This is a genomic window from Haloferax denitrificans ATCC 35960, assembly GCF_000337795.1.
Lineage (GTDB): Archaea > Halobacteriota > Halobacteria > Halobacteriales > Haloferacaceae > Haloferax > Haloferax denitrificans.
Genome location: NZ_AOLP01000019.1, coordinates 136,868 through 153,630 on the forward strand (window position 1 = coordinate 136,868; position 16,763 = coordinate 153,630).

Annotated in this window: 19 protein-coding genes; 10 read left to right on the forward strand and 9 right to left on the reverse strand. The window is 67.6% G+C overall.

Annotated features, from left to right (window positions below; translation table 11 throughout):
• Window positions 1–40: 40 nt before the first annotated feature.
• Window positions 41–1,009, reverse strand: a complete 969-nt coding sequence (locus tag C438_RS16990; protein ID WP_004970941.1) for a sugar phosphate nucleotidyltransferase — start codon at window positions 1,007–1,009, stop codon at window positions 41–43.
• A 113-nt stretch (window positions 1,010–1,122) separates the two neighbouring features.
• On the opposite strand from C438_RS16990, the gene C438_RS16995 reads away from it, so the two are divergent.
• The gene (locus C438_RS16995; RefSeq protein WP_004970942.1) at window positions 1,123–1,422 is read left to right on the forward strand and encodes a transcriptional regulator; all 300 of its coding nucleotides are present in this window, start codon (window positions 1,123–1,125) and stop codon (window positions 1,420–1,422) included.
• 9 nt (window positions 1,423–1,431) lie between these two features.
• Here the strand turns inward: C438_RS16995 and C438_RS17000 are convergent, their stop codons facing one another.
• The 5 genes from C438_RS17000 to C438_RS17020 form a co-directional block, all read right to left on the reverse strand.
• The gene (locus C438_RS17000; RefSeq protein ID WP_004970943.1) at window positions 1,432–2,277 is read right to left on the reverse strand and encodes an HNH endonuclease; all 846 of its coding nucleotides are present in this window, start codon (window positions 2,275–2,277) and stop codon (window positions 1,432–1,434) included.
• A gap of 70 nt (window positions 2,278–2,347) precedes the next feature.
• Window positions 2,348–3,031: a type 1 glutamine amidotransferase domain-containing protein gene (locus tag C438_RS17005; RefSeq protein WP_004970944.1), complete on the reverse strand. Its 684-nt coding sequence runs from the start codon at window positions 3,029–3,031 to the stop codon at window positions 2,348–2,350.
• Window positions 3,032–3,140: 109 nt separating this feature from the next.
• Complete coding sequence (hpt, locus tag C438_RS17010; protein ID WP_004970945.1) at window positions 3,141–3,707, reverse strand: hypoxanthine/guanine phosphoribosyltransferase; 567 nt, start codon at window positions 3,705–3,707, stop codon at window positions 3,141–3,143.
• 167 nt (window positions 3,708–3,874) lie between these two features.
• Window positions 3,875–4,276: a hypothetical protein gene (locus C438_RS17015; protein WP_049918194.1), complete on the reverse strand. Its 402-nt coding sequence runs from the start codon at window positions 4,274–4,276 to the stop codon at window positions 3,875–3,877.
• 265 nt (window positions 4,277–4,541) lie between these two features.
• Window positions 4,542–4,880: a winged helix-turn-helix domain-containing protein gene (locus tag C438_RS17020; RefSeq protein WP_004970947.1), complete on the reverse strand. Its 339-nt coding sequence runs from the start codon at window positions 4,878–4,880 to the stop codon at window positions 4,542–4,544.
• A gap of 471 nt (window positions 4,881–5,351) precedes the next feature.
• On the opposite strand from C438_RS17020, the gene mbhE reads away from it, so the two are divergent.
• From mbhE to mnhG, 7 genes are read left to right on the forward strand one after another with little or no spacing between them, the layout of a single operon-like run.
• Window positions 5,352–7,757, forward strand: coding sequence for a hydrogen gas-evolving membrane-bound hydrogenase subunit E (mbhE, locus tag C438_RS17025; protein WP_004970948.1), 2,406 nt, complete (start codon window positions 5,352–5,354; stop codon window positions 7,755–7,757).
• Window positions 7,754–8,227, forward strand: a complete 474-nt coding sequence (locus C438_RS17030) for an MnhB domain-containing protein (RefSeq protein ID WP_004970949.1) — start codon at window positions 7,754–7,756, stop codon at window positions 8,225–8,227. The genes mbhE and C438_RS17030 overlap by 4 nt, the downstream gene beginning before the upstream one ends.
• Window positions 8,224–8,565 (forward strand): sodium:proton antiporter, encoded by a 342-nt coding sequence (locus C438_RS17035; RefSeq protein ID WP_004970950.1) that lies wholly within the window; start codon window positions 8,224–8,226, stop codon window positions 8,563–8,565. Before C438_RS17030 ends, C438_RS17035 begins: the two co-directional genes overlap by 4 nt.
• A complete protein-coding gene (locus tag C438_RS17040) occupies window positions 8,562–10,259 on the forward strand; it encodes a Na+/H+ antiporter subunit D (RefSeq protein ID WP_004970951.1) in 1,698 nt (565 codons plus the stop codon). Before C438_RS17035 ends, C438_RS17040 begins: the two co-directional genes overlap by 4 nt.
• Complete coding sequence (locus C438_RS17045) at window positions 10,259–10,861, forward strand: Na+/H+ antiporter subunit E (RefSeq protein WP_004970952.1); 603 nt, start codon at window positions 10,259–10,261, stop codon at window positions 10,859–10,861. The genes C438_RS17040 and C438_RS17045 overlap by 1 nt, the downstream gene beginning before the upstream one ends.
• Window positions 10,854–11,147, forward strand: a complete 294-nt coding sequence (locus tag C438_RS17050; RefSeq protein ID WP_004970953.1) for a monovalent cation/H+ antiporter complex subunit F — start codon at window positions 10,854–10,856, stop codon at window positions 11,145–11,147. The genes C438_RS17045 and C438_RS17050 overlap by 8 nt, the downstream gene beginning before the upstream one ends.
• A complete protein-coding gene (gene mnhG, locus C438_RS17055; protein WP_004970954.1) occupies window positions 11,144–11,560 on the forward strand; it encodes a monovalent cation/H(+) antiporter subunit G in 417 nt (138 codons plus the stop codon). The genes C438_RS17050 and mnhG overlap by 4 nt, the downstream gene beginning before the upstream one ends.
• Window positions 11,561–11,575: 15 nt before the next feature.
• On the opposite strand, the gene coaBC is transcribed toward mnhG, so the two are convergent.
• The 3 genes from coaBC to C438_RS17070 form a co-directional block, all read right to left on the reverse strand.
• Window positions 11,576–12,736: a bifunctional phosphopantothenoylcysteine decarboxylase/phosphopantothenate--cysteine ligase CoaBC gene (gene coaBC / locus C438_RS17060; protein WP_004970955.1), complete on the reverse strand. Its 1,161-nt coding sequence runs from the start codon at window positions 12,734–12,736 to the stop codon at window positions 11,576–11,578.
• Window positions 12,737–12,832: 96 nt separating this feature from the next.
• Complete coding sequence (locus tag C438_RS17065; RefSeq protein WP_004970956.1) at window positions 12,833–13,612, reverse strand: FAD-dependent oxidoreductase; 780 nt, start codon at window positions 13,610–13,612, stop codon at window positions 12,833–12,835.
• Window positions 13,613–13,704: 92 nt separating this feature from the next.
• Window positions 13,705–14,664: a DUF7551 domain-containing protein gene (locus tag C438_RS17070; protein WP_004970957.1), complete on the reverse strand. Its 960-nt coding sequence runs from the start codon at window positions 14,662–14,664 to the stop codon at window positions 13,705–13,707.
• A 120-nt stretch (window positions 14,665–14,784) separates the two neighbouring features.
• On the opposite strand from C438_RS17070, the gene C438_RS17075 reads away from it, so the two are divergent.
• Entirely contained in the window at window positions 14,785–15,321 is a 537-nt protein-coding gene (locus tag C438_RS17075; RefSeq protein WP_004970958.1) for a type II toxin-antitoxin system RatA family toxin, read from the forward strand.
• Between the two features lie 85 nt (window positions 15,322–15,406).
• Window positions 15,407–16,744, forward strand: a complete 1,338-nt coding sequence (trkA, locus tag C438_RS17080) for a Trk system potassium transporter TrkA (RefSeq protein WP_004970959.1) — start codon at window positions 15,407–15,409, stop codon at window positions 16,742–16,744.
• Window positions 16,745–16,763 lie beyond the last annotated feature (19 nt).

The following is a 16,763-nucleotide window of genomic DNA, read 5'->3' on the forward strand; positions in this document are numbered from 1 at the left end:
AACTCGCGTCCGCGGTTCGGACTCGGACCGCGGGTCGGCGTTACTGCCCGTTCGTCAGCCGCGAGTGCGCCCCGATGAGGGCGTTCGAGAGGTCGAGGCTCTCGATGTGGGTCTCCTCGTCGACGATGGAGCTTTTGAGTTCCGCGTTGCGGATAACTGCGCCGGGGAACACCACGGACTCTTCGAGGACGGAGTCTTCGACCACCGCGTCGGCCATGACGTGGACGTTGGTGCCGACCTCCGTGTTCGTGAGCGTCGCCGACTCGTGGATGTAGTTCTCGCCGCCGAGGTACCACGCCACGGCGTCGAGGTAGCTCTGGGGCGTCCCGATGTCGAACCACGCCTCGTCGAACGTGTAGGCGAACAGGTCGCCGTTCTGCTGGAGCCACTGCATGAACCAGCCGGGCTCGTCGGGGTTGTTGTCGCCGGAGAGATACTCGTCGAACTTGGGGAGGTCGCCCGCCGGGATGGCGTAGCAGGCGATGGAGACGAGCGTGCTCTTGGGGTCTTCGGGCTTCTCCTGGAAGTTGATGACGCGGTCGCCGTCGAGTTCGACGAGGCCGTAGGCCTTCGCGAGCTCTTTGTCGCCCACGTCGTAGGCGGCGAGACACGGCGCGTTCTTCTCGTAGAAGAAGTCCACGAAGTCGGCCACGTCGAAGCTGATGAGGTTGTCGCCGGCGATGACGACGAGGTCCTCGTCGACCTCCTCGCGGTCGATGAGTTGGGCGAGCGCGCCGACGACGCCGAACTTCTCGTCTTCTTCGCTCGTGTCTTCGACCGACAGCGTCGGTTTTTCGAACGGCGACTCGTCGATGTACTCCTCGAACGCGTCGGCGAAGCGCTCGTTCGTGCTCACGAACACCTCGGAGACCCGGTCGTCGGCCTCCAGGTCTTCGAAGATGGTGTCGATGACCGTCTGGTCACCGACCGGCAAGAACATCTTGGGTCGGTGTTTGGTAATCGGCCACAGACGCGTCGCGTACCCACCGGCAAGGACGACAGCCTTCATATCCCCAAATCCCGCCACGTGGACAAGGCCTTTTTGCATCCTCTCTATATTGCTGACATTTCTGGGCGGGCGGCGGCGCAAGGGATTTTCCCTTCGACTCCCAACCCAGCGATATGACAGCACGGGAGTCCGACACGACGACCCGCCAGCGCATCGCCGACGCCCTCCGCGACGGCCCCGCGACAGCCTCCGAACTCTCGGCGAGCGTCGGCGTCTCGGTGTCGTCGGTGTACGGCCACCTCCAACACGTCGCCCAGACGGTCCACGGGGAAGAGGGCGAGCAGTTCCTCGTCGCGCCGCCGGAGTGCAAACACTGCGGGTTCAACGCCTTCGACGACCCCGTGAACTACCCCTCGCGGTGTCCGGAGTGCCGAAGTGAGGGCATCGAAGAGGCCGTGTTCAAAATCGAATAACGAGACCCGTTAAAACGACGCGATGGTTCGGTTGTGGTAGTCGAGAAACGCGGAACCGAGGTCGTGGTCCTCACGGACAGAAAGCGAAGACCCGTCTAACTCGCGCTCGTAGGCGTGGGAGATAGTGTGCGTTTCTGGGTCGACCGCTATCATGCCGTAGTCGAAATCCGCGTGGTGGTCGGGACAGAGGACGAGGAGGTTCGCCTCGGTGTCCGGGCCGTCGTGAGGTCGCCCGAGCGGTTTGAGATGGTGCGCCTCGGCGTACCCCTCGTGAACCCCCCGGCGACGGCGCTCCCCACAGACTTGGCACGTGTGGGAGTACCGCGCTTTCAACTCGGTCGCGAGCGCCGTGTTTCGAATGATTCGGCTCCGCGTCGTCTCGGCGCGTTCCGCGGGCGCGAGGTCTGCCGCGGCTTCCTCGTCGTCGACTCGCTCCCGCCGTTCGTGACGACGGCGGAGCACGAATCGATAGACGTCCCTGTCGTCGCCGTCGAACGGGCCGCACGCGTAATCGACGACTTCGACTTGCCCTTGGTACTCCCAGTCGGTCTCTCCCGACTCGCGGTGGAAGAAGAATATCGGTAACGGGTGGCGTTTCGCCCGCGCCAGAAACTTGTTTCCGCCAGTGAGCGTCTGGTCACCGGTTTGTCCCTCTCCGATGTACGTGAACTCGCCGCCGGTCACGTCGTCGCCGTACGGCCCGGTGTCGCTCGAAAAGAGACGGAGATACCGTTGGTCGTCGTCGTCGTAACAGATTTCGATGCCCCGTCCCGTCATTCCGCGGTCGAACCGCGAGTTGAGCTCTGACCCGCTCAACCGTTCACCGGGTTCGAGCGAGAGCGTTGCGAGTTCCACACCAGTTCGGACGACCGACCCACGAAAAAACGTTCTCCCGCGGCGGGGGGTGCCGCCCAGACGGGACCGACTAGTTCGCGTCCAACTCGTCCAAGAGCGTCTGGGCCGCCGCGGCCGACGAGCCGGGGCCGCGCGCGGTGATGAGGTCGCCGTCGACGGTGACGCTCGTGTCGCTGTCGAGTTCGGCGTCCCAGACGCCGCCGGCGGCCTTCACCTCGTCTTCGACCCAGTACGGGAGCTTCCGGCCGTCGGGCATCAGGTCGTCGTCGTCGACGATTCCCTCCTCCCACTCGTTGGGGAAGCCGGTGACCTCGCGGCCCTCGACGAGGAACGAGCCGTCGGCCTCGCGGGTGAACCCGAGGATGCCGACCGCGTGGCAGACGACGAGCGCCTTCGAATCGTCGCCGGCGACCGCCTGCAGGAGCGCCTGTCGGGCGTGTCGGTCCTGATTGACGTCCCACGCGGTCCCGTGGCCGCCGGGGAACACCACGGCGTCGTACTCGTCGGCGTCGACCCGTGCAATCGGCTCCGGATTCTGCAGTCGCTCGTCGTTCTCGTGGACCTCGACGACCCGCTCTGCGAGTTCCTCGCCGACCTCGTCGGGGTCGATAGAGCGCTCGTCGACGACCGGCACGCCGCCCGTCGGCGTCGCGACGGTCACGTCCACGCCGGCGTCGGTCAAGCTCGTAAGCGGCTCGATGCACTCTTCGCCCCAGTAACCGTCTTCGCTGACGATGAAAAGCGCCGATGTCATCGCTCCCCGGTACGGGCCTGTCACAAAAAGGCCCCGCGGAGGCGGAAATCCGCGAGAGAAGGCGACGCGGCTGTGACGCCGCGGCCGCGTCGGTGTCGGGTCGTGTCGGTCAGTCGTCGCCGTGCTCGTCGACGATGACGACTTCGCCGTCTTCGACGGTCACGTTGATGAGCGTCTTGACGTGGTGTTCGGAGTCGTCGAGCTCGTTCGGGCCGGCCTTCTTGATGATGGCGACGGTGTCGACGACGTCCGCGCCGATGTGGTCGAGGGCGTCGAGGACGGCCTTCATCGTGCCGCCGGTCGAGAGCACGTCGTCGAGGACGAGCACGCGGTCGCCCTCGTTGACGTCGTTGATGAACATGTCGCCCTCGGAGTAGCCCGTCTGCTGGTGGAGCGACACCTCGCCGTCGAGGCCGTACTCGCGCTTGCGGATGACGACGAGCGGGATGTCCGTCATCAGCGAGACAGCCGTCGAGATGTGGATGCCCATCGCCGCGGGCGTGACGATTTTGTCGACGTTTTCGAGGTTCGCCTTGCGGATTATCTTGATGACGATCTCGCGGAGGAGCCCCGGCTTCAGCATCGGAACGCCGTCGCTGATGGGATGAACGAAGTACTCGTAGTCTCCTTTTTCGATGATCGGCGCGTCGAGAAGGGACTGCCGCAACTGGTCCATGGCGCTCGTTTCCCCGGTTAGGCATAAAATGTGGCGGTTCGAAGGCTCTCGGACACGCTGACCCACGCCGTGCGGTATCGCCTCTCGTGGAGGCGGCGGCGACGAGCGCGACCGCTCTCGGTCCGACCCTGATTCTCGGTCCGGAGCGCGGCGCTCCGGAGCGGCGGTTACATCCCGCCGAGAAGCTGTGACGCGGTCTTCACGAGCGGCTCGACGCTCTCGTCGGGTTCGACGAAAAGCAACATGCCGCGGCCGCCGCAGTAGACCTGCAACACGCCGTAACCGTCGCGTTCCTCGAAGCGGTACTCGACGCTGTTTTGCACCGGGCTCAGCCCGGAGAACAGCCCGCGTTCCATGAACTCGCGCCGAGTCTCCTCGGCGAGCGAACTCAGGTGCGCCACGAGTTCGTCGCGGCTCCGAAAGTCCTCTCGGACGGTCTCGCCGACGTGGAACAGGTCGAACGCCGTCGCACCGTAGACGGCGACCAGCGAGACTGCCCCCTTCGCAGTCCCCCGGAGCGCGTCCATCGCGACTTCGCTGTCTGGTCCCGGTCCGTTGACGGATGCCATCCGTGACGGGTCGATTATCATTCGTTTCCCCCCCTGCCCTGACGCTGCGCGTCTCCCTGCCCGGAGCGCGCGCCTGGACGTATCATGAATCTCAGATTGTCAGTTGTTGCTATAAATGTAGAGGTGTAGTTTCTCTCGCTGAAAAACCGGTTCTCAGTCCGGGTGAGACGCCGTTTAGCACCCGATACGCTGAGAGACACGACAGCGAAACGAGGCTCGACGGGCCGCAACGGACGCGACAGCCACGGACGCGGACGGTCGGTCGTCAGTCGGTTCCGGTCTCGGCTCGCTCGCTCGATAACGTGGGGGTCGAGCGGACCTCGGTCCGGAACCCCTCGGTGGTAAGCGAGACGACCGTCTCGTCGAAGTCGCAGTCGTAGCGGCGGCGATGCGTGCCGTCGTCGCGGACCTCGGTCGCCGAACTGACGAGCCCGCACTCGCACAGCCGGTCGAGCCGCCGGTACACGGTCGGAAGCGAGAGGTCGAGCGTCTCACCGAGCTCCTTGGCAGTGCGGGACTCACGGCGGAGCGCCACGAGCAGTGCCCTGGACTCGGTGTCTCCCAGTATATCGAGGAGTTCGTCGCTCGACGCACGTCCGTCCATCTCTGATGAAAGCCTCCGAATGAGCGTATAAAGTAGTTGCGCCCCTGCGGCAGTGACCGCCTTCAGCGCGGGCAAGCGGGGTACCAGAGGGCCGAATCGGGGGACTCCAGTAACACTATGACAATTGGACACCTCGCGTGCGGACGAAGACGGCTGACAGCGGGACCGCCTCCCTCACAGACGACGCGGTGGAGTCGCGACGTTCGTCGGTGAGACGACCGCCGCGACGCGTGAGCACAGCGCCGACCGAGTCGCGCGCGGACGAATCACCCGCCGGCGCGACAAATATTCTCGAACGGCTGAATGTACTCTAAGACGTAGTATGGTCGTCTGAGGATATAAATTTCGCCCTCCCATGGAAATCATGAAGATCAGAAAAACGCCGAAGAAATCGACCGACCGTCACATTTCGGTGCCGAATAGCCAACGGGTTTGACAACACCTAAGTCGGCGCTTCCCGCAATTTCCCCCGTGCAACCCACACCGGAAGTCGTCCTCGCGGTCGTCTTCTTGCCGTTTCTCGCCGCGGCGTTCACCCCGGTAGTCTACCGGATCTTGGGTGAGCGCACGGCGTACTTCGCGGCCGCCGTCGCGCTGGTCACGCTCGGCCTCGTGACGGACCAGTATCTCGCGGGGGCGCACGGAACCGTGTCGTTCGATTGGATTCCCTCGCTCGGAGTCTCGCTGGCGTTTCACGTAGACGGGTTGGCGCTTCTCATCGCCTTCCTCGCCAGCGGCGTCGGCGTGCTCATCCTCACGTACTCTGGAGGATACATGCACGGCGAACCGGGCCAGGCGAAATACTACGCGACCCTGTTGGCGTTCATGGGCTCGATGCTCGGCGTCGCCCTCGCGGGCGACCTCGTCGCCCTGTTCGTCTTCTGGGAGCTGACGAGCCTCTCGTCGTTCATCCTCATCGGCCACTACACCGGCGAGGAAGCGTCCCAGTACGCCGCCCGGAAGTCGATGCTCATCACCGTCTCCGGCGGCCTGTTCATGCTGGTCGGCTTCCTGCTTCTCGTCTGGGCGTCCGGCCAGACGACGGCCATCGAGGGGACGACCTACAGCATCCCGCTTTTGGTCGAACACGCGGACGCGATTCGCGAGGTCCTGACGGCCTCCGGCCTGCTCGTCCCCGTGCTCGTCCTCGTCGGTCTCGGCGCGGCGACGAAGTCCGCGCAGGTGCCGTTCCACGTCTGGCTTCCCAACGCGATGGAGGCTCCGACGCCGGTCTCGGCGTTCCTCCACTCCGCGACGATGGTCAAAGCCGGCGTCTACCTCGTCGGCCGGTTCCGCCCGCTGTTCCTCCCCGAGGACGCGGCGGTCCTCGGCGAGTGGACGCTCGTCTTCGCCGTGCTCGGCCTGTTGACGATGACCGTCGCGGCCATGCTCGCGGTGAGCGCGACCGACATCAAGGAACTGCTCGCGTACTCGACGGCCTCGCACCTCGGCCTCATCATCGCCGCCTTCGGCTTCGCCAACAGCTACGGCGCGGAGGCCGGCGCGTTCCACATCCTGAACCACGCGAGCTTCAAGGCCGCGCTGTTCATGGTCGCGGGCATCATCGCCCACGAGGCCGGAACGCGGAACATCGACCGCCTCGGCGGGCTCCGGAAACACCTGCCCGTGACGGCCGTCATCGCGGTCGTCGCGTCGCTGTCGATGGCCGGCTTCCCGCCGTTCAACGGCTTCTACTCGAAGGAACTGCTGTTCGAATCGACGTACTACGCCGCCGAACACATGGGCGGCGTCGCGTGGGTCTTCCCGGTCGTCGCGGTGTTCGGGAGCGTCTTCACGTTCCTCTACTCCATCAAGTTCGCCTCGCTGTTCTTCGGCGACGAACCCGACGGACTGGGCCACGTCCACCGCCCGCCGGTGGCCATGCTCGTCCCGCCGGCGATTCTCGGCGCGCTCGTCCTCGCCATCTCCGCCCAGCCGAACCTCTTCATCGAGGGGCTCATCGGCGACGTGTACGGGAGCGTCGTCCCCGGCGAGGCGCACTCCTTTTCGGTCCACTTCCCGACCGAACTGACTCCGTACGTGATTATGAGTATCATCACCATCGTCGTCGGCGCGGCCGCCTTCCCGTTCTACGACCGCATCCACGACGCCATCAACGCGGCCCTGCGCGGCCCCGTCCGCGCGAACTGGTGGTACGACAACTTCGTCGAGGGGCTGACGACGGCGAGCGTCGCCGTCACGCCGAAGATTCAGACCGGCCTCCTGCGCACCTACACGACGTGGGGCCTCTTCGGCTTCGTCGCGCTCGCGCTCGGCGGCTACGCGGCCGCCGGCGTCTCCCTGCCCGGCTTCGACGGACTCAGCGTGTCGATACCGATCGTGCTCGTGCTCCTCGTCGCGCTCGTCGCCGCGTTCGCGGTCGACATCGCGCCGTCGCACGTGGCCGGCGTCCTGACGCTGTCTATCGTCGGCTTCATGGTCGCCATCTTCTACATCCTCGCGGACGCGCCCGACCTCGCGTTGACCCAGTTGGTCGTCGAGACGCTGGTGTTGGTCATCTTCCTGCTCGTCTTGGACCGCCTGCCGGCGTTCTACGGCGACGCGCCGGACCGACTCGTCTCCGTCCGCGACGGCCTGCTATCGCTCGCCGTCGGCGGCACGGTGTTCCTCACCGTCCTGCTGTCGACGAACGCCTCGCCCGACCCGCTCCTCCGGGAGTTCATCGTGGCGCGGGCGGGCGTTCCGGCGGAACACGGGCCCTTTTTCGCGGACTACGGCGGCGGGTCGAACGTCGTCAACGTCATCCTCGTCGACTTCCGTGGAATCGACACCATGGGCGAGATTTCGGTCGTCGTGATGGCGTCGATCGCCATCCTGACGCTGATTCGCATGCGAACGCGGGGTGAGACCCAATGAACGGCTCGTCCGGCCGGACGACCGTCATCTCGCGGACCGTCGCGCGCATCGTCGTCCCCATCATCCTGGTGACGGCCATCGCGCTGTTGTTCCGCGGGCACAACCTCCCCGGCGGCGGCTTCATCGGGGCCGTCCTCGCGGCCGCCGCCTTCGCGCTCGTCTACATCATCTTCGGGCTGGAGTTCATCCAGCGCGAGATTCTCGCCATCAAACCCGACGGCTCGGAGCAACACCGGCTCGTCGAGACCTATCGCTGGATGGCCTCGCTCGGCCTCGCAATCGCCGTGGCGTCCAGCCTCGCCCCGCTCGCGTTCGGCGCGCCGTTCCTGACCCAGGGCGTGCTCTTCTTGGAGCACCTGCCCCTCTACGGCGAACTCGAGGTCGCGAGCGCGTTCGCCTTCGACCTCGGCGTCTTCTTCGCCGTCGTCGGCGGCCTGCTCACCATCGTCGCGGAGGTCGGTAACGAATGATTCAGTTCTTCCTCGCCGCCACGCTCGGCGTCCTGTTCAGCATCGGCACGTACCTCGTGCTCCGACGCGACGTGGTTCGCGTCGTATGGGGTATCAGCATCATCAGCCAATCGGCCAACGTCTACCTCGTCACCATGGGTGGGTTCGACGGGCTCGCGCCCATCCTCTCGGGCCACGGCGCGAGCGGTCCCGCGCCCTCGGACCCCATCGTGCAGGCGCTCGTCCTCACCGCCATCGTCATCGGCTTCGGGACGACCGCGCTCGCGCTCGTCTTGACCTACCGGGTGTACGAGGAACACGGCACAATCGACATGTACGAACTCGGAGGGAGCAGATGAGCACGCTCGTCATCGCACCGCTCCTCGTGGCGCTCGTGACGGCGATTTTGACGCTTCTCACGCGCCCGAGCGACATACTCCAACGGACGGTCAGCCTGCTCGGCGGCGTCGCCTACCTCGTCGCCGTCGCCGCCCTGTTCGACGCCGTGGTCCTGCCGCTCGGCGGCGAGTCGACCACGCTCGTCTATCAGGTGTCCAACTGGGCCGCGCCGTTCGGCATCACGCTCGTCGCCGACGCCCTGTCGGTGTTCATGCTGGCGCTCACCGGCTTCGTGTCGCTCCTGACGCTCGGTTACTCCGTCGCGTCGGTCGGCGCGTTCGGCCAGCGCCTCAGCTACCACACGCTGTTCCACTTCATGGTGGTCGGCGTCACCGGCTCGTTCCTCACCGGCGACATCTTCAACCTGTTCGTCTGGTTCGAGGTGATGCTCATGTCGAGCTACATCCTCGTGCTGTTTTACTCCGGCCGCGAGCACACCCGCGCGGCGCTCAACTACGTCGTGCTCAACCTCATCGGGAGCGCGGTGATGCTCGTCGCCATCGGCGGTCTCTACAGCACGACCGGGACGCTCAACATGGCCGACATCGCCCGGCGACTGGCCGAACCGGCCGCCTACGACATCGCGCTCCTGCCGACGCTCGGCCTGTCGGCGGTGCTGTTTTCGGTGTTCGCGCTGAAGGCCGGCCTCGCACCCTTCCAGTTCTGGGTGCCCGCGGCCTACCGCGCCGCGCCGTCGCCGGTGACCGCGATGCTCGCCGGCGTCGTGAAGAAAGTCGGCGTCTACGCCATCGTTCGGCTCTACTTCACCATCTTCGCCGCGGCGTCCATCGACATCGGCTTCCTCGGCATCACCGGGGACTCGTTCCTCGGCTTCTTCGGCCCGGTCATGTTCGCCATGGCCGCGGTCAGCATCGTCCTCGGCGGCATCGGTGCCGTCGGCCGCGACGACGTGGACGGCATCCTCGCGTACTCCTCTATCAGTCAGGTGGGCTTTATCGTCCTCCCGCTGGCGGTGGCCGCGACCGCGCCGTCCGAGGCGGTTCGGGCGCTCGGCGTGACCGCCGCGCTGGTCTACGCGTTCAACCACGGCATCGCCAAGAGCCTGCTGTTCCTCGCGAGCGGCACGCTCAAAGACGCCGTCGGGAGCGACCGGCTCTCCGACCTCGGCGGCCTCGCCGACAGAGCGCCGGTGCTCGCGGCGGGCTTCCTGCTCGGCGCGCTGACGCTCATCGGCGTCCCGCCGCTTTCGGGCTTCTTCGGGAAGTACCTCGTCTTCCAGGCGGCCGCGGAGGCGTTCGCCGCGGGCGCGGCCGGCGCGGGACTCGCGCTCGCCGTCGCGCTCGCCGGCGCTATCTTGACTATCGCCTACTACACCCGCGCGTGGAACGCGGTGTTCTGGGGTCGCCCGAGCGACCTCGTCGACGCCGCGCTCCCCGAGCGCTGGACTGTCGGCTCCGGCGACGTGGCGATGACCGACGGCGGTGACGACGGCCTCAAACGGCTCGAACTCACCGCGCAGGTGACCGTCGTCGTCGCGCTCGCCGTCGCCGCCATCGGCTTCGGTATCGGCTTCGAGGCGCTGTTCGGTGCCGCGGACGCCGCGGCCCGCGCCGCCCTCGACACGAACGGCTACGTCGACGCCGTGATGCACGGTCCGGGCGTCGGCCTCGAATCCGGCGGGGGTGGCCACTGATGAGCCGCCGCTGGCCGGTCTCGGGGCTCGTCATGGCCGTCCTCTGGCTGTTCGTCCGGGGCGTCGAACTGACGCCCCAGCGCCTGCTGGAGGAGTTCGTCATCGGCCTCGGCGTCGGGATGGGCATCGCCTTCTTCTTCCGGCGGTTCTACGGCGACGAAGCGCCCATCGCGCGGAGCCTCCGCGTCGCGCCCTACGCGGCGCTGTACCTCGCGACGTTCCTCTGGGAACTCCTCACGGCCAACGTCGACGTGGCGGTGCGGACGCTGTCGCCGTCGATGCCAATCGACCCCGCCGTGGTCGAGGTGCCGCTCCGCGTGCGGACGCCGCTCGCCATCACGACTATCGCGAACAGTATCACCCTCACTCCGGGGACGCTGACCATGGACTACAACGACGAAACCAACTCGCTGTACGTGCACAGCATCGACGGGAGCGACCCCGACGGCATCCTCGAACCCATCCGCCGCTGGGAGGACTACGCGCTCATCATCTTCGACGAGGAACTGAAACCGGGCGACCCCGCGCCGCAAGTCGAGGGGGCCCCCGCGGACGGCGGCGACGCGCCCGCCGCCGCGCCGGGAGGTGAGCAACATGGCTGAGCCCGCGTACCTCGCGTGGATGGACACCGTCCTCTTCGCCGGTCTCGCGCTCGCCGCGGGGCTGACGCTCCTCGTGAGTTACCGCGTCATCCGCGGGCCGACGGTGCCCGACCGCGTCGTCGCGCTCGACACCATCGGGACGAACGTCGTCGCCATCGCGGCGCTGTACGCCATCTGGAGCCAACAGGGCTACTTCGTCGGCGTGAGCCTCGTGCTCGCCATCATCGGCTTCATCAGCACGATTACCGTGGCTCGGTACGTCACGGAGGGGGACATCATCGAATGACCGCCGCAGAAACCGCGGCCGCCGCGACGGCCGGTCCCGTTCGCGCGGCGCTCGTCATCCTCCTGACGGTCGTGGGGAGTTTCTTCCTCGTCGTCGGGACCATCGGCCTGCTCCGGTTCCCCAACGTCTACAACCGGATGCACGCCACCTCGAAGGCGACCACGCTGGGGGCGGCGTCCATCGCGCTCGCCGCGACGGTGTACTACCTGCCCCACGGCGACGGACTGATGGCGCTCGTCACGGTGTTGTTCCTGTTCCTCACCGCGCCGACGGGCGCGCACATGATTTCGCAGGCCGCCCAGCGCATGGGCGTCCCGTTCCTCGACGGGGTCACGTGGCCGAAACAGGTCGCGTCGGGCGACGCCGACACCGCGGACGGCACCGACGCCGACGCCGCGAACGGCGACGACTGACGACCCACCGAGGGGCTATTTTTCGAACTCGCCCGCCAGTTCGACAGCGACGCGAGCGCCGAGTCCGTCTTTCGACCCGACGAACTCGCTCGTCTCGTCGGCGCGGACGACGAGCGCGCGGGTCTCCGACGCGCCCATCACGGAGGCGTCGTTGGCGACGACGAAGGCGAGGCCGACGCGGTCCATGATGCGGCGGGCCTCGCCGACCATCGCCTCGTCGTCGCCGGTCGTCTCGGCCTTGAAGCCGACGATGGGGAGGTCCGGGTGCGACTCGCGGACGGTGTCGATGAGTTTCGGCGCGGGTTCGAGGTCGAGCGTGCGCGCCTCGCCGGAGCGAATCTTCTCGTCGGCCGCCTCGACGGTGAAGTCGGAGATGGCGGCCGCGGAGACGAGCGCGTCGGCGCCGGCGTCGACCGCGGCCTCGACGGCCGAAAGCATCTCGGCGGCCGACTCGACGGCGAGCACGTCGGCGTAGTGGACGTCGTCGCCGTCGTGGACGAGCGTCACGTCCGCGCCGCGGACGGCGAGCGCGCGGGCGACGGCGCGGCCCGTGCGACCGGAGGCGCGGTTCGAGAGGGTGCGGATGGGGTCGATGGACTCGGTCGTCGCGCCGGCGGTGACGACAACCGACCTGCCGGCGAGCGTCTGTTCGGTCGTCGCTTTGGCCACGCCGGTGACGATGGCCTCCTCGGTGGCGATTTTCGCCTTTCCCTCCTCGATGCGCGGGTCGACGAACTCGACGCCCCACGACCGCACCCGCTCGATGGCGTCGAGGACGCCCGGGTGGTCGTACATGGGCTCGTGCATCGCGGGCGCGACGACGACCGGGACGCCCGCGCCGAGGGCGGTGGTCGCGGTGGTCGTCACCGGGGAGTCGTCGATGGCGGCGGCTATCTTGCCGACCGTGTTGGCGGTCGCGGGCGCGACGAGGAACACGTCTGCCCAGCCGTCGCGGCCGCAGAGATCGACGTGTTCGACGCGGCCGGTGATCTCGGTCACCACGTCGTGTTCGGTGGCGAACTCGACCGCCCACGGGTGGATGATTCCCGTCGCGGCGTCGGTCATCACCGCGCGGACCGACGCGCCCCGCCGGCGGAGTTCGTGCGCCAACTCGACGACTTTCACGGCCGCGATACTTCCCGTCACCCCGAGCGCGACGTTCACTCCTTCGAGCATTCACTCGCCTCTGCGCCCGCTACCCGCTAAAAGGATTCGCGTCCGCGGGCGAGCGCAGGACCACGAGGTGACCCGCCCGCGGTGTGGTCGGGTCGGTTACTCGTCGAGTCGCCCGAGTTCGTCGTCGACGAGGCTCGGGTGGGTGCGCTGTGGCTCGTCGTGCGGTTCGGCGAAGAACTCGCGCATGACCTCGCGGGACTCGCGCTCGCGGCGGTCGCGCTCGTCGGCGTCTATCTCCTCGCAGGCCGGCGGCACCTCGCGGCCGCGGTCGGTGAAGTAGCCGGTCGGCGCGACCCAGTCGTTGTAGAACGCCGTCCCCGAGTCGTGGACCAGCGTGATTGCCGTCTCCGCGGCGTCGCCGGCGGCGACGACCGCCTGATGGTAAATCTCGGTCAGTCGCCCCGCGGCGTAGATGCCGGGAACGGCGGTCCGCCCGAGGTCGTCCACGCCGACGTAGGTCTTCGACCCGGCGGCTCGGAGGTCGACGCCCGTGTCTTCGAGGTACGACGCGTCGGACCACGAGGCCGCGACGACCCGCGACGCCTCGACTTGCTCCTCGCCGTCGTCGGTCTCGACGGTCGCGCGGAACAGCGGCTCGTCGTCGTCGCCGAGCACGGCGAGGTCGGTCACGCGACCCGCCAGTCGGGCCGCGCCGCTCCGGTCGGCCTGCTCGGAGAGGAGGTCGGTGAAAAGCCGGCTGTTGACGCCCGCCGGGAAGCCGGGGACGTTTTCGAGGTGGGCGTTCCGGCGAACGATCGGTTCGTCCTCGTTGACGACGAGGGTGTCGAGGTCGGCGCGCGCGAGGAACGTCGCGGCGGTGAGGCCGGCGACGCCGCCGCCGACGACGAGTGCGTCTCGTGGAGTCGTCTCGCTCATGTCGTGCGATAGCTCAGCGGCGAGTAAAACCGTACGGATGTCGCCGAACTCTGCCGAACCCCGCGTGTCTCGCGCTCGGTGACCCGGGTGCGCTACCGCCCCAGCGACGCGCTCGGGTCGTTGAGCCAGCGGTTCTCGATTGCCTCGACGCTGACGAGCCCCGCTGGGCCGCGCTCTCGCCCGCCTTCGCCGTTCGGCGACATCCGGAGCCGGAGCCGCCAGCGGCCGTCGGAGAGCGCCTCGCCGTCGAGAAAGCGCACGGTTCGCTCCGGCGTCCGGCGGAGGAGGGCCACGGAAATCGGAAGCGTCGGAATCCGGCCGGTGCGCTCCGCGAGCGCGTAGTCGCCGAAGGTGAGTTCCCACGTCCGGGAGCTGTCGTCGCCGTCGGTCCGGGCATCGGTTCGGGTGCCGGCACCGGCAGGTCCACCCCCCTCGGCGTCGGGAATCGGACGCACCGAAAAGCCCTCGACGAAGCCGACGGCTTCGAGCTGTCGGAGCGTCGCGTCCACGGGGTTCGGCGTCGCGGTCGGAGAAAACAGGTCCGCGGCCGCCTCGACGACCGCCCGCCGCTCGGCCGCCGAGAGGCGGACGTCCAGTTCGCTCATCAGGCTCCACACCAGCGTCAGACAGAAGTCGTCGCGGTCGCCGACGACCTCGGCCAGCGTGAGGTACGTCTCCATCGCGGCGGTCTCGGCCTCTCTGTAGCCGAGTACCGACAGCGACTCGAACAGCGCGCCCGCGGTGTCGTGGCAGAACGCGCTGTAGCGGGCGTAGTCGTCCGACGCCTCGGTGGCCGCCCGCGGCGGCCCCTCGGCCACCTCGTAGACGAGCGGGTCGTCGTACGGGATGTTCGGGTCGTATCGCCGGAGCGCCGCCCGGTAGTCCCGCGTCAGTTCCGCGGCCTCCCCGGCGGCGCGCCGGTCCGGAAACCGTTGGCCCGTCGCGGCCGGGGGCTCGTCGCCCGTGCGGCCGCACACGACTGCGTAGTCGCCGTCGGAACGCGCCAGAGACCGAATCTCGGCTCTGATGTCCCGAAGCGTCCCCCCCACCATCTCGGCTGTATGTCGGCCCACCGACCGATTATAGGTTGCGATTGCGAGGCCGGGTCGGTTCCGCGGGCGGGGGCGACGCGGCCCACAAGGCTTTGGTCCCGCCGACCCCATTCGACGCTCGTGGACGAGATAGCCGTCAGCACCGTCGTCTACCTGCCGCCCGAGGAGATATACGAGTTCCTCGTCGATTTCCCGCGGTACGCCGACTACTCGAAGCACCTGCGGGACGTGCGACAGTCGGGCGACGGGTCGCCGGGGACGCGGTACGCCCTGTACTTTTCGTGGTGGAAGCTCACCTACACCGCCGAGTCGAAGGTGACCGACGTCACCCCCCCGACGCGAATCGACTGGACCATCACCAAGGACGTACACGCCGTCGGCCGCTGGCGAGTCGAGGAACTCGACGACCTGCCGGCCGAGGCACCGTCGGACGCCGACACCGCCTGCCGTGTCTTCTTCGAGGTCGAGTACGACGCCGACAGCGTCTCCGCCGGCGACATCGACCTCCCGCGGTTCGTCTCGCTCGGGTGGGTCATCGACAAGCTCCGACCGGTGCTCCAGAAAGAGGCCGAGCGAATCGTCGAGCGCATCGTCGCCGACATCGAGGGACGGCCGCGGCGCGTGGAACTGACGGTACACTCGAAACCGGGGTCGTGACCGCCGATGCATCGGGAATCCGTGAAGGGAAATGCACATACGCGCCCGCGGACCAACACAGGGGTATGACAGGGGCTGGTCTCTGGTGCGCGTGATAATCATCGGTGCCGGGCAGGTCGGGTCGTCAATCGCGGCCGACCTCGACGAGACCCACGAGGTCGTCGTCATCGACTGCGACCCAGAGCGCGTCGACGAACTGAACTACTCGCTCGACGTGCTCGCGCTCCACGGCGACGGCACGTCCGTGGACACGCTCGAAGAGGCCGGCGTGGAGCGCGCCGACATGGTCATCGCCTCGACCGACGACGACGAGACGAACATCGTCGCCTGCGCGACCGCCAAGGCCATCTCGAACGCCTTCACCATCGCCCGCGTCAAGAACACGGAGTACCTCCGGACGTGGCAACGCTCCGAGAAGGCGTTCGGTATCGACTTCATGGTCTGTACGAACCTGCTCGCCGCGGAGTCCATCGTCCGCGTCGTCGGCCTCCCCGCCGCGCGCGACGTGGACCCCTTCGCGGGCGGGCAGGTCCAGATGGCGGAGTTCGAAGTCGACGAGGAGAGCCCCGTCGCCAACCAGACCGTAAGCGAGGCCGACCGCTTCGACTCGCTGACGTTCGCGGCCATCCTCCGCGACGGCGAGGTGACGATTCCCCGCGGCGACTCCGTCATCGGGCCGGGCGACCGCGTCGTCGTCATCGGCAGTCCCAAGAGCGTTCAGGGGTTCGCAAGCTCCGTCTCGCCGGACGAACCCCCGGGCACCGCAGAAGAGGTCGTCATCGTCGGCGGGAGCGAAATCGGCTACCACGTCGCCCGCCTGCTCGAAGAACGCGGCTTCAAGCCGAGGCTCATCGAGCACGACGCGGAACGCGCCCGCGAACTCGCGGAGATGCTCCCCGGGACCATCGTGATGGAGAGCGACGCGACCGACGTGGACTTCCTCGAACGCGAGTACATCGGCGACGCCGACCTGCTCGTGTCGGCGCTCGATTCCGACGAGAAGAACCTGCTCGTGTCGCTTCTGGCCGCCCGGCTCGGCGTCGAGCGCACCGTCGCCGTCATCGACACCACGCCCTACGTGGACCTGTTCGAGGCCGTCGGCGTCGACGTGGGCGTCAGTCCCCGCGAGGTCGTCGCAGAGGAGATAACCCGCTTTACCCGCGAGGGCGGCGCGGAGAACGTCGCGCTCATCGAGTCGAACAAGGCCGAGGTGCTGGAAATCGAGGTCGACGCCGACAGCGTCCTCGCCGGCAAGCCGATTCGGGAGTCGGTCGCGTCGCTCCCCGAGGGCGTCGTCATCGGCGCGATAACCCGCCGCCGCGAGTTCATCACCCCCCGCGGCGACACCGTCATCGAACCCGGCGACCACGTCGTCGTCTTCGTCGATAGCTGTGTCATCGACGACGTGGCCCCGAATCTGTGAGCCGGGCGGCCGCCGAACG